We start from the raw sequence: 25648 nt of genomic DNA on the forward strand, positions 1-25648 counted from the left end.
CCCTGTTCCCTCCTCCGCGCCTCAGCGCCTCTGCGTGCAAAACCCCCATAGCGTCCTTTGCGTTCTTTGCGTGCAACCCTCCGCGCCCGGGGGCCCTGCACCACCAGCTCCCTCGAGTTCGCTCGGGATGACCCCTGTTCCCTCCTCCGCGCCTCAGCGCCTCTGCGTGCAAATCCCCCATAGCGTCCTTTGCGTTCTTTGCGTGCAACTACCCTCCGCGCCTTCCGCGCCCCGCATCCAGTACGCTGGGCCGTGCCCTCTCCGCGCCTCTACGACGATCTGGCCTGGGTCTGGAACTACCTCAGCCCGCCGTCGCACTACGCGGAGGAGGTCGAGTCCTTCCGCCTCCGGTTCGCGCGCGAGGGCGTCTCTTCGCAAGGCTCCGTGCTGCACTTGGGAAGCGGCGGGGGGAGCATCGATTTCCATCTCAAGCGCGAGTACCGCGTGACGGGCGTGGACCGCAGCGCCGCCATGATCGAGGTCGCGAGGGCGCACAACCCCGAGGTCGAGTACGTCCAAGGCGACTTGCGCGACGTGCGCTTGGGGCGCACGTTCGACGGGGTGCTGCTCCACGACGCCAGCACCTACATGCACACCCCCGAGGAGATGCAGGCCGCGTTCCACACGGCCGCGGCGCACCTCGAACCCAACGGTGTCCTCATCTACCTTCCCGAAGAGCTGCGCTCCCGCTTCGTGCAACACAAGACGAAGGTGCGCACGATCGGCGATGCGGACCTCTCGGTCACGACCCTCGAAGTGGATTTCGACCCGGACCCCTCGGACCGCACGTTCGAAACGACGTTCGTGTTTCTGATTCGGCGCGAGGGGGAGCTGACGGTCGAGCACGACACGCACACGATGGGACTGTGGGAGATCGACGAACTGTTGCCGATGTTGCGCGAAGCGGGATTCGACGCGGAGATCGAGCCGTGGGAGTTGAGCGATTTGGAGCCGGGCGAGGCGTACCCGCTGATCACCGCCGTGTTGGTCCATCCACGCTTTGCGGGGTCCTGATAAGGGCGCACGCGCCGCTTTCGGCCCTTTGCTCCGGGTGCGTTAAGGCGCCGAATGAGCCCAGGGTCTCGCTGCAGCTCGACCCCGGGCCAAACGTCTGCGAACTCTTCGAGGTCGTTCTTCAGCGCCCTGCCAGCCAGATCCCTGGGAATAGCGACGCCCCAGAGGCTGTTCCAAAGCCCTGGCAGCGTGCGGAGACGCTCAGCTCCAACCTCGAAATCACGCCCGCCCAGCGGGCGTCGCACCCGATGAGCATTCGGAGACCGTTACCGTCGTCTTGCAGCATTTCTCCTTGGGCACTTCCTTTTTCCCATTTCGGTCGAAGAAAAGCCCCTTGAACCCGGTCCTTAGGGTTAGAGATGGAGCACACGCTGCCTTCCCACACCAGATCGATGGGCGACGCACGTTCCCGAACAGAGGTCGACAGACTCCTCGTCACGCTGCGACCTTGGATGTTTCGGCTGGCGCTCGCGATCCTCGGCTCCCCGGAGTTGGCCGAGGACGCCGCGCAGGAGGCCCTGGTTCGCGCAGCGCGCAATCGGAACAAGTTGGCCCACGTGGACGACCCGAAGGCCTGGCTGCGTCGCATCGTGGTGCGTTGTTCGCTCACTCTGCTTGGAGAACGGCGCGGCGATTCGATCGCCGAAGGGGGTTCCCTTCCCGCGTGCGAGACCGAGGTGGCGGTGCGCGACGCGCTCTCCCGGCTCGACCCGGCCGATCGCGCCCTCCTCGCACTCACCCACTTCGAGGGTTTGGCCTACGCGGAAGTCGCCGAGCTCCTCCACATTCCGATGGGAACGGTGGCATCGAGACTGCACCGGGCACGCGAAGCCTTTCGGAAGGAGTGGGGCGATGCGTGATCCCGAGATGGCTCTCCAGTCTTGGTTCGATGAATGCGCCTGCGCGTCGGTCCCCGCCTCGATTCGGGTTCCCGCCCGAAGCGATCCCAGGCAATGGGTGGCCGCGACGGCCGTGGGGTTCGTGCTTGCGTTCTCGGCGGCGACCTGGTCGCCCGCGATCGATTGGGCACAAGCGAGGGATACCGCGCGCTACCTGGCGAGCCGCCAGATGACGGATTCGATGCCCATTCCGTCGGTGAGTGCCATCGTTCGGCGGAAGCCGGGGGCTTTCGTATGAACCGCCCCTGGATGTGCGCCCTGGCGGTCGCCGCTTTCGTGGCTGGCCTGTTGGCGCTGCCGAAAACACGGTGGCTGTTGCCCAATCAGCTTGAGTTGCTCTCGGGCGGATGGGAGCTGAAGCCGGATTACTTCCTTGTTCCCGAGGAGGAGGCCGATCAGATCGCGCTTCCCGCCCACCTCGAACCCACGCCACGGGTTCTCAGCATTGCCGACCCCCGCGACGACCAGGAGCGGATGTTCGCGCTGCTTCGAGAAGCACCCGACTTCCGTGACGGGGAGGCCTATTGGGGGCGGTTTTCGGCGCTGCAGGCTGTGTGTGACCGCCTTGACACGGCTCCCACCCTGGCGCAGTTCATCCGCGTCGCATCGAACCCGGCGACCTGGACCGGTGGTCCCGCCAACTTCTCGAACGTGCGGGCGAAGTTGCAGGCGACGGTGCTCGCGGCTTGCGCAAGGGGCGCGGAACTCGACCCGGACAACGCCTTCTTCTTGCTGATGCGAGGCGCGATCCTCGATGCTCAAGGTCACAGGGACGGGGCCTCCCAAGCACTGTTCGCCGCCTCGAACCTTCGCCACTACCGCGCTTACGAGTGGACCGAGGTTTCCGTGGGGCGGCGCGCCCTCCAGTCCCGGTACCCGCGGTCGCAAGCCGAAATCGCGTGGCTGGCAGCATCTGTCGTCTTGCCGCATCTGGCATCCTTCCGAACCGCCACCCGGAACTTCACCTCGGGGGACGAGCCTGCGAATCGGGCGGCCGTGGTCCGCATCGGGGGGCTGTTGCTTCGGGATGGCACGTCTCCGATCGATCCGTTTGTTGGCTTTCTCTTGATCTCTCACGCGCTCAAGCCCAAGGGGGAGCCCAACCTCCTTACACGCTTGAGTCCCGAAGAGGCACGTACCCGCGCGACCGTGCTCGCCGAGGAGACGGACGACCCCCTTCTCGACGACCTCGCCCTGGACTACGGGCGATTCTTTCCCGCGATGTCGCATGGCCGCTTCGGCCCCGGCAGCTATATGGAAGACCGCTTGAACACGCTGCGGCCATTGTTCGGCGCCTGGGTCTTGGCGGCATTTGCAGCGCTTCCCGCCCTTGCGGGGCTTTACCGGCTCCGAACATGGATGACCGATCGCTTCCGCCGTTGCAGCGCGCCGCTTGTGTGGTTGTTGGCGATCCCTCTGGCGATGGCCGCGATTCCCGGCCGATCTCCGCTACCGGTGGAGTTGAGCCTGCTCGCCATCCTCGCTCCCTTGGGGTGGGTGTTCAAGAGGCCCGAGACGCTGGGATTCGTCGGCGGCGTGGCTGCGATCGCCACGGTCTCGGCCATCCCGGGGTGCACCGCCGCGTGGGTACTGGGGGCCGTCGTGATCTTGGCCGCAGCGTTGTCTCCCAAGGCGCAGGTGCCTTGGTGGGTCGCAGGTGTCTCCTTGACCGGAGCCAGCCTTATCGTCGGTGGGATCGCCGCCTTCTCAGCCCTACTGGGTTCGTGGCTGGGGGCGGTCATGTCGGGGCTTGCCGCTACGGTCGTTCTTGCGGCGGTCCTCCCGTTGCCTCGGCGCCGCGAACGGCCGCGCGCAGCGGGTCTGGCGTGCGCGACGTTGGGAGCGCTCTACGTCGCGGCAGCCTTCATGGCCATTGGCTACGACGCGCAGGCGGGGGCGGTTCTCGACACGTTGTTGAACCAGGCGGCCTCGGCTCGGTCGGAACTCGGTGTGGGTTCGACCTCAGCGCTGGAGGGTTGATGCGTTTGGACCCGCCACCAGAGGGTTTGCTCCGCTCGACTCTTGCGCCCGGGGTCGCCTTCGCTTGATCCTCGCACCCGGGGCATCGCTTCGCTCGGCCCCGGGGAACCTTCGGTGACCCCTCGGGGGTCGTGGGCGATATCGGGATTTGACGCGCTGGGACCCGACACCTGGGGCAGGGGTGGGGGAGGAGGTGTTCCCTGGGTTATGGTGCGAATCCTCGCGGCGAAACGGGCGGAAGGATGCCCAGGCGGCCCCGCCGAACTGGGTCGTGTGAGGCTCTCCCGCGCGGTCGACGGACTACCCGCCACGGTGCCGTTCGTCGCTCCCGAAGCCCTCGAGCGGGCCCGCGGGCAGTCCTTCGAGCTGCGGTTGGGTGCCAACGAAAGCGCGTTCGGCGTGGCGCCGGCGGCGGCCGAGGCGATGGCGGCGGAGGCATCGGCGCCCTGTTGGTACGGCGATCCCGAGTCTTGGGACCTCCGGAAGGAGTTGTCCCGCATCCACCGCCGGCCCATGGAGGAGATCGTCGTCGGGTCCGGCATCGACGACCTCCTGGGTGTGCTCGTCCGCGCGCTGCTCGATCCGGGCGACGTTGCGGTCGCCTCTCTGGGCAGCTACCCTACGTTCGCCTACCACGTGGTGGGATTCGGCGGACGCATGGAGACGGTGCCGTACGTCGCGTTCCAGAACGACCTGGGCGCCCTTCTCGACGCCGTTCGGTTCTTCGAGGCGAAGCTTGTGTACCTGGCGAATCCGGACAATCCGACGGGCACATTCCTTTTCGGCGAAGACGTCGAGCGATTCGCCAAACGGCTGCCCGGCGATTGCACGCTCATCCTGGACGAGGCCTATGCGGAGTTCTGTCCCAGCGCGCTGCCCGAGGACTCGGCGCCCGAGCGCACGGTCCGGCTGCGCACCTTCTCGAAGGCCTATGGGATGGCGGGGGCCCGGATCGGCTATGCAATGGGTCCCGGCGAACTGATCCGCGCCCTCGACCGCATCCGCAACCACTTCGGCGTGAACCGCATCGCCCAGGCAGGAGCACTGGCGTCTCTGCGCTCACCAGAATTCCTTGCCGGGGCCGTGGAGCAGGTGGCGGCCGCACGGCACTTGTTCGCATCGGAGGTGGAGGCGCTCGGCCTGACCTCTCTTCCCTCTGCAACGAACTTCGTTTCCGTCCGCACCGGCAGCGAGACCCGCTCGGCCGCATGGGTCGACGCCCTGGCTCGAGAAGGCACGTTCGTGCGGCGGCCCATCGCTCCTCCGTTGGGCGAACTCGTCCGCGTCACCCTGGGTCCACCCCCACTCCTCGAATCGTTGCTTGACCGCATGGGCCGGGCTCTCCACTCTCTGAAGTGACTTTCGTACCCCTTGCAGGTATGATGCGTTTCTGATGGCCGCCGTCCACGTCGAGCATCTCTGCAAGACCTACCTGTCGCACAAGAAGGCGCCGGGTTTGGGTGGCGCGGTGCGCAGCCTGTTCGTCCGCGAGAAGGTCGAGGTGCTCGCCGTCCGCGACGTGGGCTTCGACGTGGCTCAGGGGGAGTTGGTGGGGTTCCTCGGACCCAATGGCGCGGGCAAGACGACGACGCTCAAGATGCTGACCGGGATCCTGCAGCCCACATCCGGCGAGGTCGAGGTGCTCGGCCACGTGCCGATGAGGCGCGAGCCTGAGATGCTGCGCCAGATCTCCCTGGTGATGGGGAACAAGATGCAGCTCTGGTGGGACCTCCCGGCGTGGGACAGCTTTCGGGTCCTCAAGGAGCTCTACGAGGTCGAGGACGCCGTCTTCGATCGCAGGTTGGCATTCCTCGTCGAAGCGCTCGAGATCGGGGACAAACTGCACACCCAGGTGCGGAAACTCAGTTTGGGCGAACGCATGAAGTGCGAGCTGGTCGCGGCCCTGCTTCACGGCCCGCGCGTGGTGTTTCTCGACGAGCCGACCATCGGGCTCGACGTTGTCAGCCAAAAGCGCATTCGGGACTTCCTCAAACAGCTTCACCGCGAGGACGGGTCGACAATTCTCCTCACCAGCCACTACATGCAGGACGTGCAGGAGCTGTGTGAGCGCGTGATCGTGATCGATCACGGGAAGCTCGCCTTTGACGGCACCCTCGCTTCCCTCACCGCCCGCTTCAGCGACCGCCGGAGGCTCCGCCTTCTGTTCGAGCACGAAGTGGAGGCTTCCGACCTCGACCGCTTCGGAAAGGTGATCGAACACGAAGGCGCCACTGCGACTCTGGAGGTCTCCCGCAAGGACACGCCGCGGATCACGGCAAGCATCCTGCAGTCCATGCGCGTCGCCGACGTGGGGATTGAAGAGGTGGCGATCGAGGACGTCGTGCGACAACTCTTCGCGGAGGGGCGGGTGGGAGGCGGGAATCCGGGGACGGGAGACGGGAATCGGGAATCCGTCGCGGAGTGAACGCCAAGAACGGGCGGTCCGGACCCTCGCTTCGGTCTCCACAGAACCCCAGCAACGCCACTCAACCTGGCAGCCCCAAGCCATCCCGAGCGCCTTGGCCCCTCCGCGTGAAACCCCTCCAGCGCCCATTGCGTTCTTTGCGTGCAACTCCCCTCGCCTCCTCCGCGCCTCCGCACGAAACCCCCTAGCGCCCTTTGCGCACTTTGCGTGCAACTCCCCTCCCCTCCTCCGCGCCCCACCGCCTCAGCGTGAAGCCCCAGCGCCCATTGCGCTCCTTGCGTGAAACCCCTCCGCGCCTCAGAGCCTCTGCGTGAAACCCCCTGGCGACCGTTGCGCACTTTGCGTGAAACCCCAGCGCGCCTCACCGCCTCCGCGTGAAACCCCTCCAGCGCCCATTGCGTTCTTTGCGTGCAACTCCCCTCGCCTCCTCCGCGCCTCCGCACGAAACCCCTCCAGCTCCCATTGCGTTCTTTGCGTGCAACTCCCCTCCCCTCCTCCGCGCCCCACCGCCTCAGCGTGAAGCCCCAGCGCCCATTGCACTCTTTGCGTGAAACCCCTCCGCGCCTCAGAGCCTCTGCGTGAAACCCCCTGGCGACCGTTGCGTGCGACTCCCCCGAGCATGCCCGGCCCCCGACGTTTCACGTGAAACACCAAGCCCCCACCCCAACCAGGTATCCTCGGAGCTCCTTTCACGACAGGAAAGGAGGCTGACAACATGAACGAATCCTCTCTCTCCTCGCGCTACGACGCCTCATCGGTCGAGCAACGCTGGTACGAAGCCTGGGAACAGGCCGGGCTCTTCAGCCCCGACCTCGACCCCACGAAGCCCCGATACACCGTCACCATTCCGCCTCCGAACATCACGGGGTCGCTGCACATGGGCCACGCCCTCTGCTATCCGCTTCAGGATGTGCTGGGCCGGTACCGTCGGCTGCAGGGAGACAGCGTGCTCATCGTCCCCGGACAAGACCACGCCGGCATCGCCACGCAGAGCGTCGTCGAGAAGCAGCTCCGCAAGGAGGGCTCGAGCGGTGCCGAAATTGGCCGCGATGCATTCGTCGAGCGCGTCTGGTCGTGGCGGAAGGAGAGCGGCGATACGATCCTCAACCAGCTTCGCCGCCTTGGGTGCGCCTTCGACTGGTCGCGCCTCCGGTTTACGCTCGACGACGCCTACGCCGAGGCTGTCCACCGCGTGTTCGTCGATTGGTTCGAGCGGGGGCTCATCTTCCGGGGGAAACGCGTCGTCAACTGGGATCCCGTGCTGAAAACCAGTGTCAGCGACATCGAAACCGAGCGGCGCCTCGTTCGAGGCAAGCTCTACTACATCCGCTACCCGTTCGCCGACGGGTCGGGCCACGTGGTGATCGCAACCACCCGCCCCGAAACAATGCTCGCCGACGTGGCCGTGGCGGTCCACCCTTCCGACGCGCGTTACAAAGGCCTCGTTGGCAAAACGCTGCTGCTGCCGCTGATGAACCGCGAGATTCCGTTGATCGCCGATATCTACCCCGATCCCGAGTTCGGATCGGGAGCGGTCAAGATCACTCCGGCCCACGACGCCAACGATTACGCCGTTGGCCAGCGACACGACCTCCCCATGCCCGTGCTCCTCGACGAACGCGCGCGCATCACCTCCGAGGGCGGCCCCTACGCCGGGCTCGATCGGGTCGAGGCCAGGAAGCGGATCGTGGCGGACCTCGAGGCGGCGGGGCTCCTCGAGAAGATCGAGGATCACGAGATCGCTTTGACCGTGAGCGAGCGGAGCGGGGAGCCCATCGAGCCGCTGCTTTCCGAGCAGTGGTTCGTGGACCAGCCCAAGCTTGCAGGACCGGTGCTCGAAGCCATGCGGGCGGGGCGGATCCGCTTCTCCCCCGAACGCTACGAGCGGATCTTCGTCGAGTGGCTGGAGAACATCCGGGATTGGAATCTGAGCCGACAGCTCTGGTGGGGTCACCGGATTCCCATCTACTACACGGAGGCCGGCGAGGCGTTCGCAGGCCTGGATTGGAACGATGCCCAGGCGAAGGCCGGGGACAAGAAGATTGTTCGCCAGGACGACGATGTCCTCGACACGTGGTTCAGCAGCGGTCTCTGGCCGTTCGCGGTCCTTGGCTGGCCCGAAGCCACGGAGGAGTTCGCAGAACGGTATCCCACGAGCGTTCTGGTTACGGATCGCAACATCATCAACCTGTGGGTGGCCCGCATGGCGATGATGAGCCTCGACCTGCTCCACGAGATCCCCTTCCACCACGTCTTCATCTATGCCACCGTGCTCACCGAAGACGGCCGCCGCATGAGCAAGAGCCTGGGCACGGGCGTCGATCCCATGGGCGTGATCGAGAGCTTTGGCGCCGACGCCATGCGCTGGACCCTCCTCAGCCAAACCGGATCGAACCAGGACATCCGCTACAGCGACAAGAAGACCGAGGACGCCCGCAACTTCTGCAACAAGATCTGGAACGCTACCCGCTTCGTGCTGCTCCACACGCCTGACGGCAAACCCGCCAGTCCCGGTGAACTGGAGCCGGCCGACAAGTGGCTCTTGAGTCGCCTCGTGGCGACCGAGCGTGCCGTCCGGACAGCCTATGAAAGCTACGACTTGCAGGTTGCAGCGCAGCATTTGTATAAGTTCTGGTGGTCAGAGTTATGTGATTGGTACATCGAAGTCTCCAAGTCGAGGTTGACCGATTCCGCTTCCGCAACCGCTCCCCAGTGGGTGCTGCTGACCGCGATCGAGGCGTTCGTCACGATGCTCCATCCCCTGATGCCCTTCCTCACCGAAGAGGTCTACAGCCACCTGCCCCTGCCCGAGAAGGCGCCCTTCCTCATGGCGGCGCGGTGGCCCGAGCTGCCCGAGCACTACGCGGACGGCGCTACCGAAGCCGATGTCGAGCGGGCGTTCGAAGTCACGCGGGCGCTCCGAGCCCTGCGGGCGGAGGTGGACCTGCCCGCGATGAAGTCCGTGCCGGATGCGTACTACGCGGGCGACCTTCGCGGCGGCGAGCCGATCGTCCAATCGCAGGCGTGGATCGAGACCCTCCACCCCACACCTCCGCCCGACCCTGAGAAGGCCCTCTCGACCAGCATCGAGGGGATCGACCTGTGGCTGCCCCTGGCAGGGCTCGTCGATCCCGACAAGGAGTTGGCGCGCCTTGGGAAGGAGAAGGAGAAGCTCGCCGACGAACTCGCCAAGCTTCAAGCCCGGCTGGCCAATCCCCAGTTCGTCGAGCGCGCGAAGCCGGAGGTCGTGGAGCGCGAGCGCGCAACCGCCGCGGACCTCGAGGAGCGGATCGCGAAGCTCGAAGCGCGGCAGGCGATGTTCGGGTAGGGAGAGCGCGCGAAGGGGGAGTTGCACGCAAAGAACGCAAAGGGCGCTAAGGGGAGGGTTCACGCAGAGGCGCTGAAGCGCGGAGGGTTGCACGCAAAGGCGCGGAGGGGTGCACGCAAAGGACGCAAAGGGCGCTAAGGGGAGGGTTCACGCGGAGGCGCTGAAGCGCGGAGGGGTTCTGGTTTGGGGTTGTGGCCCTACCCGCATGCATGGGACATCGGGAAGCAACTCACGCCACCCGAGTCATCCCAAGCAACGTTGAGGAACCTGGAGCCGGGAGCGAGCGTGACTCGGCTACTCCCGCAACCTGCGCGCCCTGCACCACCAGTTCCCTCGACTTCGCTCGGGATGACCCCCATTCGCCCTCCGCGCCCTTCGCCTAGCCCCATAGCGGTCTTTGCGTTCTTTGCGTGAAAACCCTCCGCGCCTCAGCGCCTCTGCGTGAAACCCCTAGCGATCTTTGCGTTCTTTGCGTGAAAACCCTCCGCGCCTCAGCGCCTCTGCGTGAAACCCCTAGCGATCTTTGCGTTCTTTGCGTGAAACTGGCGCGAGAAGGTGGACCCCTTCGGCCCCGAACGTGAAGCGGATCGTCCCGTCGCGGTCCGTGCGCAGCACCTTCGCGTCCGCCGCCTCGTAGCGCGCCAGCACCGAGCCGCTCGGATGCCCGTACCGGTTGTCGCGCCCGCAGCTCGCGACCGCGTAGCGCGGATGCACCGAGGCCAACCACCGCGGACCCGAGGACGTCGCGCTGCCGTGGTGGCCCGCCATGATGACCTCCGCACGCCAATCCTCGCCGCGCGCCAAGACCGCCGCCTCCGTGTCCACCCCCGCGTCGCCACTCAACGTGGCGCTCGCTTGACCATTCGTTAGGTGAACAAACAACGATCCTTGGTTGTCCTCGGCCCCGCGGGCCAGGGGAGGGGCGACGATCCGCGCCTCGAGCGCGCCGATCGAGACGTGCGCCTCCGCGTCGATCCAGAGTATCCGGTCCTCGCCGATGCCCGCGCGACGCAACGCCCGGCGCAGGTCCTTGTGGTCGTGGAACGCGCGCGACGCCGCCACCCGGCCGATGGGAAACGCGCGCGCCAAGGAGGGAAGACCCCCGATGTGGTCCGCGTCCGGGTGGGTCAGCAACACGAGATCGAGCGTCTCCACGCCCAACTCGTGCAACGCGGGCGCCGCCAAACGAAGCCCCGCGTCGAACCGGTCCGTCGCGGGCGCCGCGTCCACCAACACCGTGCAACCCGCATGCTGAAGCACCACGCAGTCGCCTTGGCCCACCGCGAGGAACGACAGAGCGCTCGCGGGAAAGGGCTCGCTCCAACCCCACATGCCCCCCAGCGCCGCCGGAACCAGCGCCCCGGCGATCCAGCGCAAGGCCCTCACCGCGGCACCGGCTCCGAAACCGGTCTCGGGACCCGGCGCCAGAACGCCAGCCACACGAAGTAGTACGCGGCGATCCAATACGGGTGGAAGGGCGGAATCTCCACCGCGGCCCACGGCTGGCTCCCAAACAGCGACACCACCCACAACACCCAACCCGCCAACGGCTGAACCACCCAGCCCATGGCGCCGGCCGCCGCCGAAGGCAACAGCCAAGACGCGGCCAACGCCGCGAGCGCCGTCGTCATCATCGGCGGCAGCACGAAGGCCACCATCACGTTCGCGGGAACCGAAGCCAGCGACACCATCCCGAAGTGGTAGGCGACCAGCGGGCCCGAGGCGAGCGTCGCCGCCAAACTCGTGCGCGCCACGTCGACCAGCCCCCGGCCCAAACGGCCAAGCCCGCCCCGCGCCGGCCGCCGGGCGCGAAGAAACAATGCCAAGCCGAAGACCGTCGCAAACGAGAGCTGGAAACCCGCGTCCTGAAGCGAGCGAGGCGAGAACACCAGGTACGCCAACCCCGCCAACGCGAGCGCGGACAACGCGTCCGGCTCCCGTCGGAACAAGTACGCCGCCGCATACACAGCCGCCATGATCACCGCACGAACGACCGGCGGCCGAAACCCGGTCGCGGCCGCGTACAACACCAGCACGCCCAACAACAACAGCAGTTGGGCCCAACGAGGGATCGGCAGCGACACCAGCGCCATCTGAAGGGCGAACGCGAAGATCAGCACGTGGAGCCCGGAGGCCGACACGATGTGCGTCGTCCCCGAGCGCTGCAGCTCGGTGCGCGTCTCCGTATCCAACTCCCCGCTGACGTTGAAACACACGGCGTCCACCACGCGCGCCGCCTCGGGAACCATCGTCGCGCCGCAAAAGCGGACGAACGCCGCGCGCCACCGCACCCCCCACGCCAACACGCCGCCCGAACCCGCAAGACGCACCAGCGACGCCGGCTGGAGGCGCGCCGACACGCCCCGCGCGTGCCAGTAGGCGTCCGACCCGTCCGGCAGCGGGCGCAACACCCCCTTCACGCGCACCACGTCCCCCAACGCGAGCATGCGATCCCCGTCCACCCACATGCTGAACCGCCCCGTCGGGCCCTCCACCTCGCACGTCGAACCGTCGGGATACAAACGCGGCACCGTCGCCACCGAGACCGTGCCCTCGAAGTAGCTCCTCTCCCGCAGCGGCGTCATCGCCCCGCGAGGCGCCAGCGCCAACCCCAGCAGCGCCATCCAGCACGCCAGACGCTTCAGCTCCCACGAGCGAACCAGCAGCAACAGAACGATCAGCAGCGGAAACGCGGCGACGTCCAACGGCGAAGCCAACCCCACGGCCAACCCCGCGACGGCGACGAGGAGCGGACGCGCCTCAAGCTCCGCCCTCATCCTCCCACTGCCTCAACCGCCGCTCGGCAATCTCCCGGATCGAAAGGCCCGAGACATCCGATCGTTTGGGTTCCGAAGGTTCTTCGGGGGGCTCCGCCGGCTCCAGGCCCTCGCGCACGGTCCGGTCCCCGAACCGAACGTCTTCGAACAGGCCCCGCTCGCCCGCAAGCTCGTCCAACCCCTTGAGGATCCGCTCCTTCATCAGGCGCAGCTCGCTGGCCCAAGCCGAACCCTTCACGGCGACCCACACCGTGCCGCGCTCGTACCGGTCGGGCCACGACCGCTTCGCCAGCTCTTCGCCCACCACCTCGTTCCAGCGACGCAGCACGCGTTGCGCGCGCGCGGCGCGGAGCACCTCCGCCCGCTCGATCGCCCCTCCCATCACGTCGCGAATCTGTCTCATCGCACTGCATCCTACCGGTCCCCACCCTGAAAGAAACCCGTGGAGAACGGCACGACCTAGGTCCTCTTCGCCATCGCTTTCCATCGTCCTTCCCACGCGTGCGCTATGCTCGAAAAATGCTGTGCGCTCTGCTGCTTCCGCTCTTCGTCGAGGACGCCCCCTTCCTCCGCACGCCCGACGTCCACGGCGACAAGGTCGTTTTCACGTGCGAAGGAGATCTCTGGCTCGGCTCGATCTCCAAGCTCGAGGCCGTGCGCCTCACGCGCCACGAGGGCACCGAGATGGATGCCCGGTTCTCGCCCGACGGCTCCAAGATCGCGTTCACAGCCGAGTACGACGGCGTGCGGGAGGCCTACGTGATGCCCACCGCCGGCGGCGTTCCCAAGCGGATCACGTACCGCCACGACTACGCCTTCGTGCAGGACTGGACCCCCGATGGCAAGTCGGTCCTGCTTCGCGCGCGCAGCCTGCCGCGCAGCTTCGGCCTCTACCAGGTCCCGGCCGACGGCGGCCCCGAGTCCAAACTGCCGATCGAATTCGCATCGCACGCGGCGTACGCGCCGAACGGCCAACTCGTCTTCACGCGCTTCTACCGCGCCTCCGACGCGTGGTTCCACTACAAGGGCGGCATGCAGAACCAGATCTGGACCGCCGACCTCGGCGCCAAGCGCTTCAAGCAGATCACCAACGTCGACGGCACGAACGAGTACCCCGTCGCGGCCGCAGGCCACGCCGTGTTCGCCAACGAACGCGACGGGACCTTCCGGCTCCTGGCGGTGCCTCTGGCGGGAGGGGCTCCCAAACCCCTCGGCTCGGCCAGCGACGTCGAGATCCGCGAACTCGCGGGCGACGACGCGCACGTCGTCTACGAACGCGGACGCGGCATCGAGATGGCGGACCCCGCCACCGGCAAGATCACGCCCCTCCCGTTCCGACTCGTCAGCGACCGGATGCACATGGTGCCGTTCCACACCGATCCCGAACCGATCGGCGCCTACGCGATCAGTCCCACGGGCAAACGCGTCTACGCCGAAGCACGGGGCCAAATCCTCGACCTGCCGGTCGGCGATGGCGAGAGCAGGGTGTGGAAGCGTCAGGATGGCGCTCGGCTCCGCCTGCCCAAGCCCAGCCCCGACGGCAAAAGCCTGGCCTACACCAGCGACGCCAGCGGGGAACAGCAGCTCGTCGTCGCGAACATCGACGGCAGCGGCGAACACGCCCTCACCACCGACGCGAAGCGCCAACTCGTGGACTTCCGATGGAGCCCCGACTCGAAGTGGATCCTGCTCTACGACAGCGAGATGCGCCTTCGGCTCGTCGACGCCGCCACCGGCCAAGACCGCGTGATCCACCAGGAGATCCTGAGCTGGGGACCGACGCCCACCTCGTTCTCACCGGACTCCAAATGGATCGCGCTCACCCAGACCGATCCGATTTCGAACCAGACCAACCTCGCGCTCTACGAGATCGCGACGGCGAAAACCACCGTGCTCGGGCACCCCCTGGCCTACGACACCGCGCCGGCCTTCAGCTCCGACGGCAAGTACCTCGCGTTCCTCTCGAGACGCACCTTCTCGGCGGTCGACGACGCCATCCTCAACCAGTTGAACACGGAGCCCGCCACGCAGATCATGCTGATGCTGCTCTCCGCCAAGGAGAAGAACCCGCTCGCCCTCAAAGACCCCGTCGAAGGGGCGGAAAAGCCCGAAGAGAAGTCCGATAAGGCCAAGGAGGTCGAGGTCGCGATCGATTTCGACGGCCTGTACGAGCGCTCGATCGCGCTTCCCCTCAAGCCGGGCAAGTACACGCAGGTCGCCATGGTGGGATCGAAGGTGATCTTCGCCGACGACGAGGCGGTCGCCTCCTACGACTTGGGCGCCAAGGCCCCCGCCACGATCACGCCGGGCACGACCTTCGAGCTGAGCGCCGATGGCAAGAAGCTCCTGGTCCGCAACCGCGTCGTGGATGTCGCAGGAAAGGACCTGCCCCCGACGGCCGGCGCGCTCAAGACCAACGGCCTCACGTTGTTGATCGACCCGGCCTCCGAGTGGAAGCAGATGTACTGGGACGCGTGGCGCCTGCTGCGCGACTACTTCTACGTCCCCAACATGAACGGGGTGGATTGGCCGGCGATCGGCAAGAAATACGCCACGTACCTCGATTCGGTGCGCAGCCGGGACGAGCTCGACATCCTCATCCGCTGGATGCAGTCGGAGTTGGGATCGTCCCACGAGTATCTGCAGCCCGGCGACGAGCGCGAACTGCTCAAGCCGGTCGCCGGCGGGTTCCTCGGCATCGATACCGAGCCGGACCCCTCCGGGAAGCTCCGCCTCACGAAGGTGATCCGCGGCGACGGCCTCCGGGAGGACGAGCGTTCGCCGCTCGCCGTCGCCGGCATCGACGCCAAGGAGGGCGAGTTCCTCCTCGCCGTGGCGGGCCAACCGCTCGACGCCCGCTCCGATTACCGGGCCGCGCTTGTGGGCCGGGCCGGTCAGATCGTCTCCGTCGTGCTGAACGACAAGCCGACGCTCGAAGGGGCGCGCACCGTGTTCGTCAAGCCGATCGGCAACGAGACGCGCATGCGCCGGCTCGAGTGGGTGGAACAGAACCGGCGCTACGTCGAGAAGGCGTCGGGAGGGAAGGTCGGCTACCTCTACCTCGCCGCGATGTCCGGGCCCGACGTGGAGGACTTCATCCGCCAGTTCTATCCGCAGCGCAACAAGGAGGCGCTCATCGTGGACACGCGCTTCAACAACGGCGGCTACACGCAGAACACCATCAACAAGATCCTGTCGGAGAAGCTGACCGGGTTCTTCAACATGCGGGCGAGCTCGGCATCTTGGACGCGGAACGGCGACTACTTCCTCGGGCCCAAGGTCTGCATCACCAACGAGTTCAACGTGTCCTGCGGCGAGGAGTTTCCCCACCGGTTCCGCGACCTCGGCCTTGGGCCGATCATCGGCCGCAGAACGTATGGCGGCGAGGTCGGCTCGTCGCCCGGCTGGCCCCTCGCCGACGGCGGCGTCGTGTCCGTTCCCAACTACGGGATGTGGACGCCGAAGGACGGGTGGGTGATCGAGGGTCCCGGGGTCTCCCCCGACATCGACGTTCCCAGCGATCCCAACGCGTTCGCCATCGGGAAGGACCCCCAACTCGACAAGTCGGTCGAGTGGCTGCTCGACGATCTGAAGCGGCACCCGGTGGTGCAGCCGAAACAACCCGCCGATCCGATCCGCATCCGCCGCGGCGGCGGGTAGGCCCGGGTCCCGGGAACTCACGCCCGTCGAGCGGGCGTGGCACCCGTTTTGGGCTCGCGTGTTCGACACGCCCGTCGAGCGGGCGTGGCACCCCGTTTTGGGCACCCTTGGCACCCGTTACGCCGGGCCTATCGTGCCGGCGCGCACGTTGAACACGCGCGCCTTCTCCAAGATTTCCGGACCCGCGGACGATGCTTCTGTGCACGTTAACACCGCCTGCCCTGCACATTCCAGCGTCCGCTCGACCAGCATCGCCCTGCGTGTCTCGTCGAGGTCCGACAACATGTCGTCGAGCAGCAGCAACGGCGGGGCGCCCAGCTCTTCGCGCGCCACCTCCAGGGTCGCCATCTTCAGCGCGATCACGGCCGTGCGCTGCTGGCCCTGCGACCCGAACAGCCGGGCCTCGCGATCCTCGATCGCGATGGCAAAGTCGTCGCGGTGCGGACCCACGCTCGTGCCTCCACGCGCCTGGTCGGCCGCACGCGTCGCCCCAAGGGCGTCCGCCAGTTCCGAAGCGCCCGTCGCCTCGTCGCGCGGCGTGTAGGCCAGGCGGAGGCCTTCGCCGCCCCCCATCGAAGCGTGCACCTCCTCCGCGTGGGGAACCAGGCGCTCGAGAAAGGCGCTGCGCATGGTCCGAAGCGCCGCTCCGTGTTCGGCCATCGGGCTCTCCCAAGGCTCGAACTCCGAAGGGGAGACGAAGCGCTCCCGACTGGCCCGCACCAGCGCGTTCCGCTGCTCGAGCGCCCGCTTGTACAGACTGAGGTGCCTCAGATACGCCGGATAGAGCTGGCTCAGCTCGACGTCGAGGAACATTCTTCGCTCGGCCGGATCGTTGCGCACGATTGGCAGGTCGAGCGTTGTCAGGCTCACGCACGGCATCCGCCCCAACAAGTCAGCGGCGCGCGGCAGACCGACCCCGTTCAGCGTGGCTCGCTTGCGCGCCCCCCGCACCAACCGCATCCCCAACTGCGTGTTCGAGGAAAGCAGCTCGACGAGCACCTCGGCCGCGTCGGCTCCGTCCTGGATCGCTTCGGCGTCGCGCATGCCTCGCAGCAGACGCGTGGTGGAGACCCAGTGCAAGGCCTCGAGGAAGTTCGTCTTTCCCTGGGCGTTCGGGCCCGCCAGAACGTTGAACCCCTCGCTCAGCTCGAGATCCAACTCCTCGAAGTTCCGAAACCGGCGCAGCGAGACCATCCGCGCCCCGAACCGGATTTCCCCCGGTGAGATCCCTCCGGAAGAGCTCAAGGGAGTCTCCTCTTGTTGTTCTTAAGGAGACCGGAAACTGTGGAAAACGAGGGCGTCCGAATCTGAAAGTCTAGCTTTGGTGTCTGGTTTTGAATCTGAAACCGTTGCCGGGTACTTTCGCGAAAGCGTGGAAAAGCGTGGGGAAAAGGAAGCGATGTGTCTAAGTTTGAGCCCGGCGTTTTTCCATCGAACGGAGGGCGCTGGGTTTTCCGGGAGCTATCCCGAGGGGACTTACAGGAGTCCATGGATTCGGCCGTAGCGCATGACGACCGCCTCCGCAAGAAAGATCGGGTGGACGTTGGGGGCCTCGGGGACCGAGCGGCGCTGCGCGAAGGGCAGCCACACTTCGCGGACCACGCGCTCCTGGACCCCCGCGGGCAGTTCTGGAAAGCGGTCGCAAAGCCGCTTGAGCGCCACGTACTCCTCTTGGGTCATGCCGCGCAGATCGCCCACGGCGCTTTCCAAGGGGTGGATGCCGACCTGGTGGGGCGCCGTGTGGAACTGGGGGGGATCGGTGCGCTCGTGAACGACGACCGTGCCGGCCACGAGGTCTCCGAGCCGCTGCGATCGGGGATTGGTGAACACGGCGAGGAGCCCGACGAAGTACGAGCCGGGGAACAGATCCGCGGGGCGCATGAGGTTGCGTCCCAACGCCGCGCCGAACGTCACGGGCGTTCCGTCGGCCATGCGGACCCGGATCCCGACGGCCTTCTTGCCGAGGCTCTGCCCGTTCCACAAGCCCTCCAATAGGATGAAGTAGGCGAACGGTCCGAGCAACGCGGTCAGGGAGAGCACGGCCGTGGCAAGCCCAGGCTCCACGATGGACAGGAGTCCGAAGACGAACTGGATGCCCACGAGGGCGACGCCTATCAGCATCACATCCAGAAGGTGCGCCATAACGCGGCTGCCCAAGCGCGCGAGCGGGTAGGTCAAGATGGTTTTTTCGGGGCTGAGAATGGCAAACTCGTGCGTCATCGCGTCAAACGCGATGCTACCTTCGAGACCTCGCCATGATTCCGACGAAGCGGTGTTGGCTCCTGATCGCGCTGGGCATTCCGGTCGTCGCGGCCTGCGCCGCCGCGGGAGCCCCCTGGCTCGGGCTCCTCTACGACGCCGTCGTGTTGGGGGCGGCGCTGGTTTCCGGGCTGCAGGCCGCCGATGCGGGGAAGCTCCGCGTTCGCAGGAAGTTCGATCCCGTGCTCTCCGTCAACGTGGCGAACCGCATCGACGTGACGGTCGAGAACGAGGGGGCCGAGCCGTTGCGCGGGGTGCTGCGGGACGAACCTCCGCCGGACTTCGAGGCGACGACGCGCGAGTTTCCGCTCCGCGTGGCGCCGGGCGACGTCGCCGAGTTCCACTACTGGATCACTCCCCGCGAACGCGGCAGCGATTTCTTCCGCGGCACGTTCGTTCGGGTCCCGGGCCCCCTGGGGCTTGTGGAGCGCATCTGGCGCCTGCCGAGCGAGCAGCCGGTGCGCGTCTATCCCAACGTGCTGGCCCTGCGCGAGTTCGACCTGCTCCGCCAGCGCGGCCACCTGCGCCAGATGGGCATCCGCCGTTCGCGCATGCGCGGGCTGGGGATGGAGTTCGAGTCGCTGCGCGAGTACACCGAAGGGGACGATTTCCGCAAGATCGATTGGAAAGCCACCGCGCGCCGAGGCAAGCTCGTCGTGCGCAACTTCGAACAGGAGCGCAACCAATCGGTCGTCCTCGGCATCGACGTCGGCCGGCTCATGCTGGCGGAGGTCGACGGCGTTCGCAAGCTCGACCACGTCCTCGACGCGGTCCTTATGCTCGCCCACGCGGCCGCGCGCGCGGGCGACTGTGTGGGCATCCTGGTCTACGCGGACACCGTGCGCCGCTCCATCCTGCCGCGCAAGGGCCGCAACACGCTCGGTGCGATCATCGAGGCGGTCCACGACCTCGAGGCGGAGCCGGTCGAGAGCGATCCCGCGCGGGCCTTCGCGTACTTCGCGTCCCGGTGGAACCGGCGTTCCCTGCTCATCTGCTTCTCGGACGTCGAGGACGAGGAGCAGGCGCGCTCGATGGCCGCCGCGCTGGGTCCGCTCTCCAAGCGGCACCTCACGCTCCTCGCCCGGGTCGCCGATCCGCGCCTGTTCGCTCTGGCGCACGCGGGCGTCGAGTCGAGGCAGGATCTGTACCGGAGGGCGGCGGCCCAGCAGTTGGAGACGGAGCGCGCCCGGGCGGGCTCGATGTTGGGAGGCCGCGGCATCCACACCCTCGACGCCGAGCCGCAGGAGCTGGCGACGGCCCTCGTCTCCTTCTACTTCGGCGTGAAGGAGCGCGGCGCACTCTAGGGATCGTTGATCGCTTTTCGTTTGTCGTTTGTCGGGGGCTTCAGGAGAAGCGGTCGCGGTGTTCGGGGGGTGGCAGGGGACACGCGTCGAACTGGCCAAACACGCGGTAGCGGTTGCGGGCGACGAGGTTGTAGCCCCAGTCCAACAGAGGCGTCGGCAGCCACGCGGCCGCGCGCATCAGCGAAAGGAGGCCCCTCATCTCGCCGAGCACGCGCACGCCGGCTCGCCCGCGAACGAGCACACGCTCCCGATCCGTGTCGGGGTCGAGGACGAGCACGAACGTGTCCATCGCATCGGGATCGACGCCGTGGCGCTGCAGATAAGGCAGGGCCGCGGGCGACTGGAGCGAGGCGAATCGGTAACGGCGCGCCCGGTCCCGCCGGAGCACGAAGGCGACCACGCGGTTGCAGAGCGCGCATACCCCGTCGTACAGCAGGAGACGGTCGGCCGACATCGGTCCCGACTGTACCGCGGTGCGATCGTTTACAATGATCGGAACCGGACGGGAGGAACTGCGTGGCGGCGAACAACCTGGGCGAATTGTTGCGGGCATCCTGCTCGAAGTGGGGCGACGAGCCCGCGTTCCTCGTGCGTTCCAAGCACGGTTTCGAACCCGTTTCGTACGCGACCCTGTGGCAGCGGGCGACCGCCTACGCCGCCGCCCTCCGCGCCCTGGGCGTCGCGCGCGGGGACCGCGTGGCGATCCAAAGCGAGAACTGCCCCGAGTGGGCGCAGGCCGACTGGGCGTGCCAACTGCTGGGCGCCATCCTCGTTCCCATCTACCCCACGCTGCCGCCCGACCAGTCGCAGTACATCGTCGCGGACTCGGAGGCGAAGCTCCTCCTCGCCGGTTCGGACGAGCAGACGGCGAAGCACGCCGCAGGACGTCCGGCCGAGATCCTGCAGTTGCTCGAAGGCGAGGACTCGCTCGACGCCCGAGCGCAACAATTGTTAGGGTCCCTAACGGATGCGGACGTTGAGGAGGCGATTCGGGGCACGTTGCCCGGCGACCCCGCCACGATCATCTACACGAGCGGGACCACGGGCGCGCCCAAGGGGGCCATCCTCGCACACGAGGGGTTCACGAGCCTCATGGAGGCTATCGTGGGCAGCTTGCCGATCGACCACAACGACCGGTTCCTCAGCTTCCTGCCGATGAGCCACGTCTACGAACGCGTGGCGGGGCAGATTCTGCCGATCTCGTGCGGGGCGACGATCGGGTTCGCCGGCAGCCTGCGTTCGCTGCCCTCGGATATGAAGGCCGTGCAACCCACGGTGATGCTCTGCGTCCCCCGGTTCCTCGAGTCGATCCGCGACAAGGTCGTGGACAAGGCGTCGAAGGCGCCGCTCGTGCGCCGCAAACTCTTCAACCTGGCCAAGGACCAACTGGTCAAGCGCTACCGCGGGAAGCCGGCCCCGCTCGCCGGGCTGATGGACGTTCTCGTTGGGGCGAAGGTGCGCGAGCTCACCGGCGGCAAGCTGCGGTTCTTCGTATCGGGCGGCGCCGCCCTTCCCACCCACGTGAGCGAGTTCTTCATGGCGTTCGGCATGCCCATGCTCCAGGGCTACGGGCTCACCGAAACCACCGCGGCCACATGCATCAACCACCCCGACGACAACCACCCGGACACCGTGGGTCCGCCAATCGCGGGGGTCGAGGTGCGGATCGCGGACGACGGCGAGATCCTCGTGCGCGGGAAGAGCCGCATGATCGGGTACTGGAACCTCCCCGAGGAGACCGCCCAGGCGATCGACTCCGACGGGTGGTTCCACACCGGCGACATCGGCGTGTTCGAGGGGCCGTATCTCAAGATCACCGACCGGAAGAAGGACATCCTCGTGCTGGGCAACGGCAAGAACGTCGCGCCCCAGCCCATCGAGAACAAGCTGAAGGAGAGCCCACTGATCGCGGAGGCCGTGTTGTTCGGCGACGGCATGGACTGCGTCTGCGCGCTGATCGTGCCCGATTTCGACGCGTTGACGCAGGCGGCGGCGGAGCACGGCCTCGCCCCCGCGCCGCCCGAGCAGCTCATCGAGCTCGACGCGGTGAAGCAACTGATCAAGCGGGAAATCGACGCAGTCAACAAGACGCTCGCGAACTTCGAGCTGGTGAAGAAGCACCGTCTGCTTTCGGCGACCTTCTCCATCGAGGGCGGGGAGCTGACCCCGACGTTGAAGGTGCGGCGCAAGGTCGTGAAAGAGAAGTACGCCGACGTCCTTGCCGACCTGCTGGGCTAGCGGTACGCTTGGGATGTGAAGGTCTCCTTTCAGCGCATCGAACTCCAGAAGCTCTTTCCCCTCGCCATCAGCCGCGGCACGATGGCCTCGTCCGAAAACCTCTTCGTCGAAGTCCACGGCCCGACCGGCCAAGTCGGTCTTGGCGAGCTCTCGCCGGCAACGGGCTCGGCTTGGACGGCGGAGCGGGGCCAAGCCCAGCTTGAGAAGTTCATCGCGGCCGGACGCCACGACGGGTCGATCCACGAGGTGTGGGACCGGATGCGCGAGGACGCCATCGACCCGCCCGCGATGGCGGCGATGGACGTCGCGCTGTGGGACCTGTGGGCCAAGCGGTGCGAACAGCCGCTGCACCGGCTGTTGGGGCTCCCCCTGCCTTCGGTTCCCACCTCGGTCACGATCGGCATCAATCCGCCGGAGGTCATGCGAGAGCGGGTGCCCAAGATCCTCGACCTCACCCGGGCTCGGTGCTTGAAGATCAAGCTGGGCTCCCCGGACGGCATCGAGGCCGACCAGCGGAATTTCGAAGCCGCCGCCGCGGCCGCGAAGCCGTATGCGGTGAAACTCAGGGTCGATGCGAACGGCGGATGGAGTCTGGCCGACGCCAAGACGATGACGCGCTGGCTCGCCGAGCGCGGTGTGGACTACGTGGAACAGCCTCTGGTCGAGGGCGCTGAGGACCAGTTGCCCGAGCTGTTTGAAAGTCGAGCCCTCCCGATTTTCGTGGACGAGTCGTGCCGGTTCGCGAGCGACGTCCCGAAGGTCGCCCACGCTGTGGACGGGGTGAATCTCAAGTTGATGAAGTGCGGAGGACTCACGGAGGCGGTGCGGATCGTGGCGGCCGCGCGCGCCCACGGCCTGAAGACCATGATCGGCTGCATGAGCGAGTCGTCGGTCGCCATCGCGGCGGGTGCCTCGATCGGCGCCTTCTTCGACCACATCGACCTCGATTCGCACCTGAACCTCGACCCGGATCCGGCGGGGGGTCTGCTCTTCGTGGAAGGCGTGGTGACCCCGCGCGACGTGCCCGGTCATGGGGCCTACCTCCACGATGCTTCGTAAGGAGCAGCGCCTCGCGCTGTATATGGAGGGGAACCTCACGACCGACCCGGGGAAGATGGGGTTCGGCATCCTGCGCTACTCCGAGAACCCGATCGCGTGCGTGATCGACTCCCAGCACGCGGGCCGGCGGGTCGAGGAGGTGATCCAGACGCCGGGCTCGGCCCCGGTGGTCGCCACGGTCGAGGAGGCAGCCGCTGCGGGAGCCGAGGTGTTCGTGTTGGGCATCGCCCCTCCGGGCGGGCTCGTGCCTCCCGCGTGGTGGCCGGTCATCGACCGGGCCGTGGAGCTGGGCCTGAGCGTGGTGAACGGACTGCACGACCTGCTCGGTCCGCGCTATCCGACGCTCCAGGCGGGGCAGTGGGTGTGGGACGTGCGCCTCGAGCCCGAGGGGCTGGGCGTGGCGACGGGCAAGGCCGCCGCGCTCGCCAACCGCCGCGTCCTGATGATCGGCACCGATATGGCCGTGGGGAAGATGACGGCGGGGCTCGAGTTGTGGAGAGAGGCCAAACGGCGCGGCCTGCGCGCCTCGTTCGTCGCCACGGGTCAGATCGGCATCGTGCTGACCGGATCGGGCGTCCCCTTGGACGCCGTGCGGGTGGACTTCGCCGGCGGAGCGATCGAGCGCGAGGTGCTGGCCCGGGCGGGAGACGAACTGGTGATCGTCGAAGGCCAAGGCGCGTTGTGCCACCCGGGCAGCACTTCGACGCTGCCCCTGCTCCGAGGCGCCTGTCCCACACACCTCGTGCTGTGCCACCGGGCGGGGCAGACGCACCTGCGCCGCCTCAAGGAGATCGCCATCCCTCCGCTCAAGCCCTACATGCGGCTCTACGAAGAACTCGCGTCCACGTGCGGGACCTTTCCAACCCCGATCACCGTGGGCGTCGCGCTCAACACGTCCCACCTCGGCGAAGACGAGGCCAGGGATGCCGTGGAGCAAGTGGAACGGGAGACCGGCCTACCCACCACGGACCCGGTCCGCAACGGTGTGGAATCCCTCCTCGGCGCCATCACGACCAACGACGCCTAGCGTCGAGCCGCGACGAGGATCTTCAGCCACTTGGCGGCGCCGAGATAGTCGGTGCTCACTTGGCCTTTCCCCGAACTCGCGTGCGAGAAGTAGCCGTTGCCCAGGTAGATGCCCGTGTGGCCCACCTTGCCGCGCTTCGCGTCCCAGAAGTACAGCCGGTCGCCCGCCTGCAGATCTTCGAGCTTGGTGATCGGCTTGCCGTAGTTCACCTGCTCGGCGGCCGTTCGCGGAAGGTCGACGCCGATCTGCCCGAACAACTGCTTCACAAAGCCGGAACAGTCGATGCCGTTCTGCAAGTTGTTGCCTCCCCACTTGTAGGGCGTGCCCATGTAGCGGAGCGACTGGCTCGCGACCGTCGATCCGGCGCCGGCCCGCGACGACAGCGCGGCGCCGCGCGTGCTGGCGTCCAAGGTCACCTCGTAGGGAAGCTCCGCAACGAGGTCGCTCGGCACGTAGCCGAACTTGCCGTTCTGCAGGAGCACCTTGCGCCACTGCGGGAATTTGAAGTCTTGGACGACCAGGTACTCGTACTGCTTGGCGCGGTAGTAGACACGCGCGCCCTTGTCCGCGTTGGAGTAGATCGGCGTGGCTTCGAGCGCCTGCCCGAGCTTGCCCAAAACACGTACGTCCGCTCCCGCAAGAGCGGCAACGGCGAGGAGAAAAAGGAGTACGAATGCCCGCATTGGTCGAATCAAAGGTCCTTCAAGTGTAACATAACGGCGACGTCTCCATTATCGGCTTGAGTTCGCGAGGCTCTCACCCCCCGACGCCGACGGCGGCAAAAGCCCGAAGGATCGCCAGCCCATCCGTCGATCCCAGACGCGCCTTCGTCGCGCGCTCGGGATGCGGCATCAACCCTAATACGTTGCCTCGGGCGTTGAGAACTCCCGCGATCGCATCGACGCTGCCGTTGGGGTTGTGTTCCCGACCGGATTCGCCGCGGGGTCCCACGTAGCGGAACGCGATGCGATCCTCGTCTTGGAGCCGTTTCAAGGTCGCTTCATCGCACACGTACCGGCCCTCGCCGTGCGCCACGGGAATCCCGAGGACGCGATCGACCCCGGCGGTCCAGAGGCTGGTGCGGTTGACCGCGGCCAGATGCACGCGGCGGCACACGAACTTCTCGCTCTGGTTCAGAAGGAGCGCGCCGGGCAGCAGCCCCGTCTCGCAAAGCACTTGAAATCCGTTGCAGACGCCCAGCACCGGGCGGCCCTCCGAGGCGAAGCGCGCCACCTCGTCCATGATCGGCGACCGCCCCGCCATGGCGCCGCACCGCAGGTAGTCCCCGAACGAGAATCCGCCGGGAATGAACACGGCGTCGAATCCGGCCAAGGAGTGATCGTCGTGCCAGACGTAGTCGGCGGCGACCCCCACGTCCTCGCGCAGCGCCCACAGGGCGTCCTGGTCGCAGTTCGAACCGGGAAAGCGGGGAATGGCGACCCTCAAGGCACGACCTCGAACCGGTAATCCTCGATCACGGGGTTCGCGAGCAGCTTGTCGCACATCTCCTTGACCCGGGCCTCCGAGTAATGCGACAACTGCAGCTCGATCAGCTTGCCGATCCGCGCCTCCTCCAACTCGTCGTAGCCGAGCTTGCGCAGGGAGCCGGCCACGGTGCGCCCCGCGGAGTCGAGAAGCGAAGGCTTGAGCGTCACAAAGACGCGCACGGTCGTCATGC

Annotated in this window: 21 protein-coding genes; 12 read left to right on the plus strand and 9 right to left on the minus strand. The window is 67.0% G+C overall.

Annotation, left to right across the window (positions count from 1 at the left end; all coding sequences use genetic code 11):
* Positions 1-252: 252 nt before the first annotated feature.
* From M9921_05385 to M9921_05415, 7 genes are all read left to right on the plus strand, one after another.
* Positions 253-1014 carry a class I SAM-dependent methyltransferase gene (locus M9921_05385; protein MCO5296273.1) on the plus strand — a complete coding sequence of 254 codons (762 nt, stop codon included), beginning with the start codon at positions 253-255 and terminating at the stop codon, positions 1012-1014.
* Positions 1015-1466: 452 nt separating this feature from the next.
* Positions 1467-1874: an RNA polymerase sigma factor gene (locus tag M9921_05390; GenBank protein ID MCO5296274.1), complete on the plus strand. Its 408-nt coding sequence runs from the start codon at positions 1467-1469 to the stop codon at positions 1872-1874.
* Positions 1867-2151: a hypothetical protein gene (locus M9921_05395; protein MCO5296275.1), complete on the plus strand. Its 285-nt coding sequence runs from the start codon at positions 1867-1869 to the stop codon at positions 2149-2151. Before M9921_05390 ends, M9921_05395 begins: the two co-directional genes overlap by 8 nt.
* The gene (locus tag M9921_05400) at positions 2148-3893 is read left to right on the plus strand and encodes a hypothetical protein (GenBank protein ID MCO5296276.1); all 1746 of its coding nucleotides are present in this window, start codon (positions 2148-2150) and stop codon (positions 3891-3893) included. Before M9921_05395 ends, M9921_05400 begins: the two co-directional genes overlap by 4 nt.
* A gap of 207 nt (positions 3894-4100) precedes the next feature.
* Positions 4101-5252: an aminotransferase class I/II-fold pyridoxal phosphate-dependent enzyme gene (locus tag M9921_05405; GenBank protein MCO5296277.1), complete on the plus strand. Its 1152-nt coding sequence runs from the start codon at positions 4101-4103 to the stop codon at positions 5250-5252.
* 34 nt (positions 5253-5286) lie between these two features.
* Positions 5287-6318, plus strand: coding sequence for an ATP-binding cassette domain-containing protein (locus tag M9921_05410; protein MCO5296278.1), 1032 nt, complete (start codon positions 5287-5289; stop codon positions 6316-6318).
* A gap of 715 nt (positions 6319-7033) precedes the next feature.
* Entirely contained in the window at positions 7034-9646 is a 2613-nt protein-coding gene (locus M9921_05415) for a valine--tRNA ligase (protein MCO5296279.1), read from the plus strand.
* A gap of 513 nt (positions 9647-10159) precedes the next feature.
* Here M9921_05415 and M9921_05420 read toward each other — a convergent pair.
* From M9921_05420 to M9921_05430, 3 genes are read right to left on the minus strand one after another with little or no spacing between them, the layout of a single operon-like run.
* The gene (locus M9921_05420) at positions 10160-11086 is read right to left on the minus strand and encodes an MBL fold metallo-hydrolase (GenBank protein MCO5296280.1); all 927 of its coding nucleotides are present in this window, start codon (positions 11084-11086) and stop codon (positions 10160-10162) included.
* Complete coding sequence (locus tag M9921_05425; GenBank protein MCO5296281.1) at positions 11029-12423, minus strand: ComEC/Rec2 family competence protein; 1395 nt, start codon at positions 12421-12423, stop codon at positions 11029-11031. The genes M9921_05420 and M9921_05425 overlap by 58 nt, the downstream gene beginning before the upstream one ends.
* A complete protein-coding gene (locus M9921_05430) occupies positions 12407-12826 on the minus strand; it encodes a DUF721 domain-containing protein (GenBank protein MCO5296282.1) in 420 nt (139 codons plus the stop codon). Before M9921_05430 ends, M9921_05425 begins: the two co-directional genes overlap by 17 nt.
* A gap of 116 nt (positions 12827-12942) precedes the next feature.
* Here M9921_05430 and M9921_05435 point away from each other — a divergent pair, with 116 nt between their 5' ends.
* Positions 12943-16083 (plus strand): S41 family peptidase, encoded by a 3141-nt coding sequence (locus tag M9921_05435; GenBank protein ID MCO5296283.1) that lies wholly within the window; start codon positions 12943-12945, stop codon positions 16081-16083.
* A 117-nt stretch (positions 16084-16200) separates the two neighbouring features.
* Here M9921_05435 and recF read toward each other — a convergent pair whose 3' ends face one another.
* Both recF and M9921_05445 read right to left on the minus strand, forming a co-directional pair.
* Complete coding sequence (gene recF / locus M9921_05440; GenBank protein MCO5296284.1) at positions 16201-17328, minus strand: DNA replication and repair protein RecF; 1128 nt, start codon at positions 17326-17328, stop codon at positions 16201-16203.
* Positions 17329-17559: 231 nt separating this feature from the next.
* Positions 17560-18303, minus strand: coding sequence for an RDD family protein (locus tag M9921_05445; GenBank protein ID MCO5296285.1), 744 nt, complete (start codon positions 18301-18303; stop codon positions 17560-17562).
* Positions 18304-18338: 35 nt separating this feature from the next.
* Here M9921_05445 and M9921_05450 point away from each other — a divergent pair, with 35 nt between their 5' ends.
* Positions 18339-19646, plus strand: a complete 1308-nt coding sequence (locus tag M9921_05450; GenBank protein MCO5296286.1) for a DUF58 domain-containing protein — start codon at positions 18339-18341, stop codon at positions 19644-19646.
* 40 nt (positions 19647-19686) lie between these two features.
* Here M9921_05450 and M9921_05455 read toward each other — a convergent pair whose 3' ends face one another.
* On the minus strand, positions 19687-20100 hold the full coding sequence (locus M9921_05455; protein MCO5296287.1) for a DCC1-like thiol-disulfide oxidoreductase family protein: 414 nt from the start codon (positions 20098-20100) through the stop codon (positions 19687-19689).
* Between the two features lie 62 nt (positions 20101-20162).
* On the opposite strand from M9921_05455, the gene M9921_05460 reads away from it, so the two are divergent.
* The 3 genes from M9921_05460 to M9921_05470 are packed head-to-tail and all read left to right on the plus strand — an operon-like array spanning position 20163 to position 23970.
* The gene (locus M9921_05460; protein MCO5296288.1) at positions 20163-21884 is read left to right on the plus strand and encodes a long-chain fatty acid--CoA ligase; all 1722 of its coding nucleotides are present in this window, start codon (positions 20163-20165) and stop codon (positions 21882-21884) included.
* 15 nt (positions 21885-21899) lie between these two features.
* A complete protein-coding gene (locus M9921_05465) occupies positions 21900-22943 on the plus strand; it encodes a hypothetical protein (protein MCO5296289.1) in 1044 nt (347 codons plus the stop codon).
* Positions 22933-23970: a DUF1611 domain-containing protein gene (locus M9921_05470; protein ID MCO5296290.1), complete on the plus strand. Its 1038-nt coding sequence runs from the start codon at positions 22933-22935 to the stop codon at positions 23968-23970. Before M9921_05465 ends, M9921_05470 begins: the two co-directional genes overlap by 11 nt.
* Here the strand turns inward: M9921_05470 and M9921_05475 are convergent.
* The 3 genes from M9921_05475 to purS form a co-directional block, all read right to left on the minus strand.
* Complete coding sequence (locus M9921_05475; protein ID MCO5296291.1) at positions 23967-24653, minus strand: C40 family peptidase; 687 nt, start codon at positions 24651-24653, stop codon at positions 23967-23969. The genes M9921_05470 and M9921_05475 overlap by 4 nt on opposite strands.
* Before the next feature lie 73 nt (positions 24654-24726).
* Positions 24727-25416 carry a phosphoribosylformylglycinamidine synthase subunit PurQ gene (purQ, locus tag M9921_05480; GenBank protein ID MCO5296292.1) on the minus strand — a complete coding sequence of 230 codons (690 nt, stop codon included), beginning with the start codon at positions 25414-25416 and terminating at the stop codon, positions 24727-24729.
* Positions 25413-25646, minus strand: a complete 234-nt coding sequence (gene purS, locus M9921_05485; GenBank protein MCO5296293.1) for a phosphoribosylformylglycinamidine synthase subunit PurS — start codon at positions 25644-25646, stop codon at positions 25413-25415. Before purS ends, purQ begins: the two co-directional genes overlap by 4 nt.
* Between the last annotated feature and the right edge of the window lie 2 nt (positions 25647-25648).

It is taken from the genome of Fimbriimonadaceae bacterium (genome assembly GCA_023957775.1).
Lineage (GTDB): Bacteria > Armatimonadota > Fimbriimonadia > Fimbriimonadales > Fimbriimonadaceae > JAMLGR01.

What these genes read in the sequence shown, in the direction of transcription:
- M9921_05455 (MCO5296287.1), bottom strand. Translation starts at nt 20,100, where the DNA reads ATGTCGGCCGACCGTCTCCTGCTGTACGACGGGGTATGCGCGCTCTGC.
- M9921_05435 (MCO5296283.1), top strand. Translation starts at nt 12,943, where the DNA reads ATGCTGTGCGCTCTGCTGCTTCCGCTCTTCGTCGAGGACGCCCCCTTC.
- M9921_05475 (MCO5296291.1), bottom strand. Translation starts at nt 24,653, where the DNA reads ATGCGGGCATTCGTACTCCTTTTTCTCCTCGCCGTTGCCGCTCTTGCG.
- M9921_05415 (MCO5296279.1), top strand. Translation starts at nt 7,034, where the DNA reads ATGAACGAATCCTCTCTCTCCTCGCGCTACGACGCCTCATCGGTCGAG.
- purS (MCO5296293.1), bottom strand. Translation starts at nt 25,646, where the DNA reads ATGACGACCGTGCGCGTCTTTGTGACGCTCAAGCCTTCGCTTCTCGAC.
- M9921_05470 (MCO5296290.1), top strand. Translation starts at nt 22,933, where the DNA reads ATGCTTCGTAAGGAGCAGCGCCTCGCGCTGTATATGGAGGGGAACCTC.
- M9921_05390 (MCO5296274.1), top strand. Translation starts at nt 1,467, where the DNA reads ATGTTTCGGCTGGCGCTCGCGATCCTCGGCTCCCCGGAGTTGGCCGAG.
- M9921_05405 (MCO5296277.1), top strand. Translation starts at nt 4,101, where the DNA reads ATGGTGCGAATCCTCGCGGCGAAACGGGCGGAAGGATGCCCAGGCGGC.
- M9921_05425 (MCO5296281.1), bottom strand. Translation starts at nt 12,423, where the DNA reads ATGAGGGCGGAGCTTGAGGCGCGTCCGCTCCTCGTCGCCGTCGCGGGG.
- M9921_05430 (MCO5296282.1), bottom strand. Translation starts at nt 12,826, where the DNA reads ATGAGACAGATTCGCGACGTGATGGGAGGGGCGATCGAGCGGGCGGAG.
- M9921_05395 (MCO5296275.1), top strand. Translation starts at nt 1,867, where the DNA reads ATGCGTGATCCCGAGATGGCTCTCCAGTCTTGGTTCGATGAATGCGCC.
- M9921_05400 (MCO5296276.1), top strand. Translation starts at nt 2,148, where the DNA reads ATGAACCGCCCCTGGATGTGCGCCCTGGCGGTCGCCGCTTTCGTGGCT.
- M9921_05410 (MCO5296278.1), top strand. Translation starts at nt 5,287, where the DNA reads ATGGCCGCCGTCCACGTCGAGCATCTCTGCAAGACCTACCTGTCGCAC.
- M9921_05450 (MCO5296286.1), top strand. Translation starts at nt 18,339, where the DNA reads ATGATTCCGACGAAGCGGTGTTGGCTCCTGATCGCGCTGGGCATTCCG.
- M9921_05445 (MCO5296285.1), bottom strand. Translation starts at nt 18,303, where the DNA reads ATGACGCACGAGTTTGCCATTCTCAGCCCCGAAAAAACCATCTTGACC.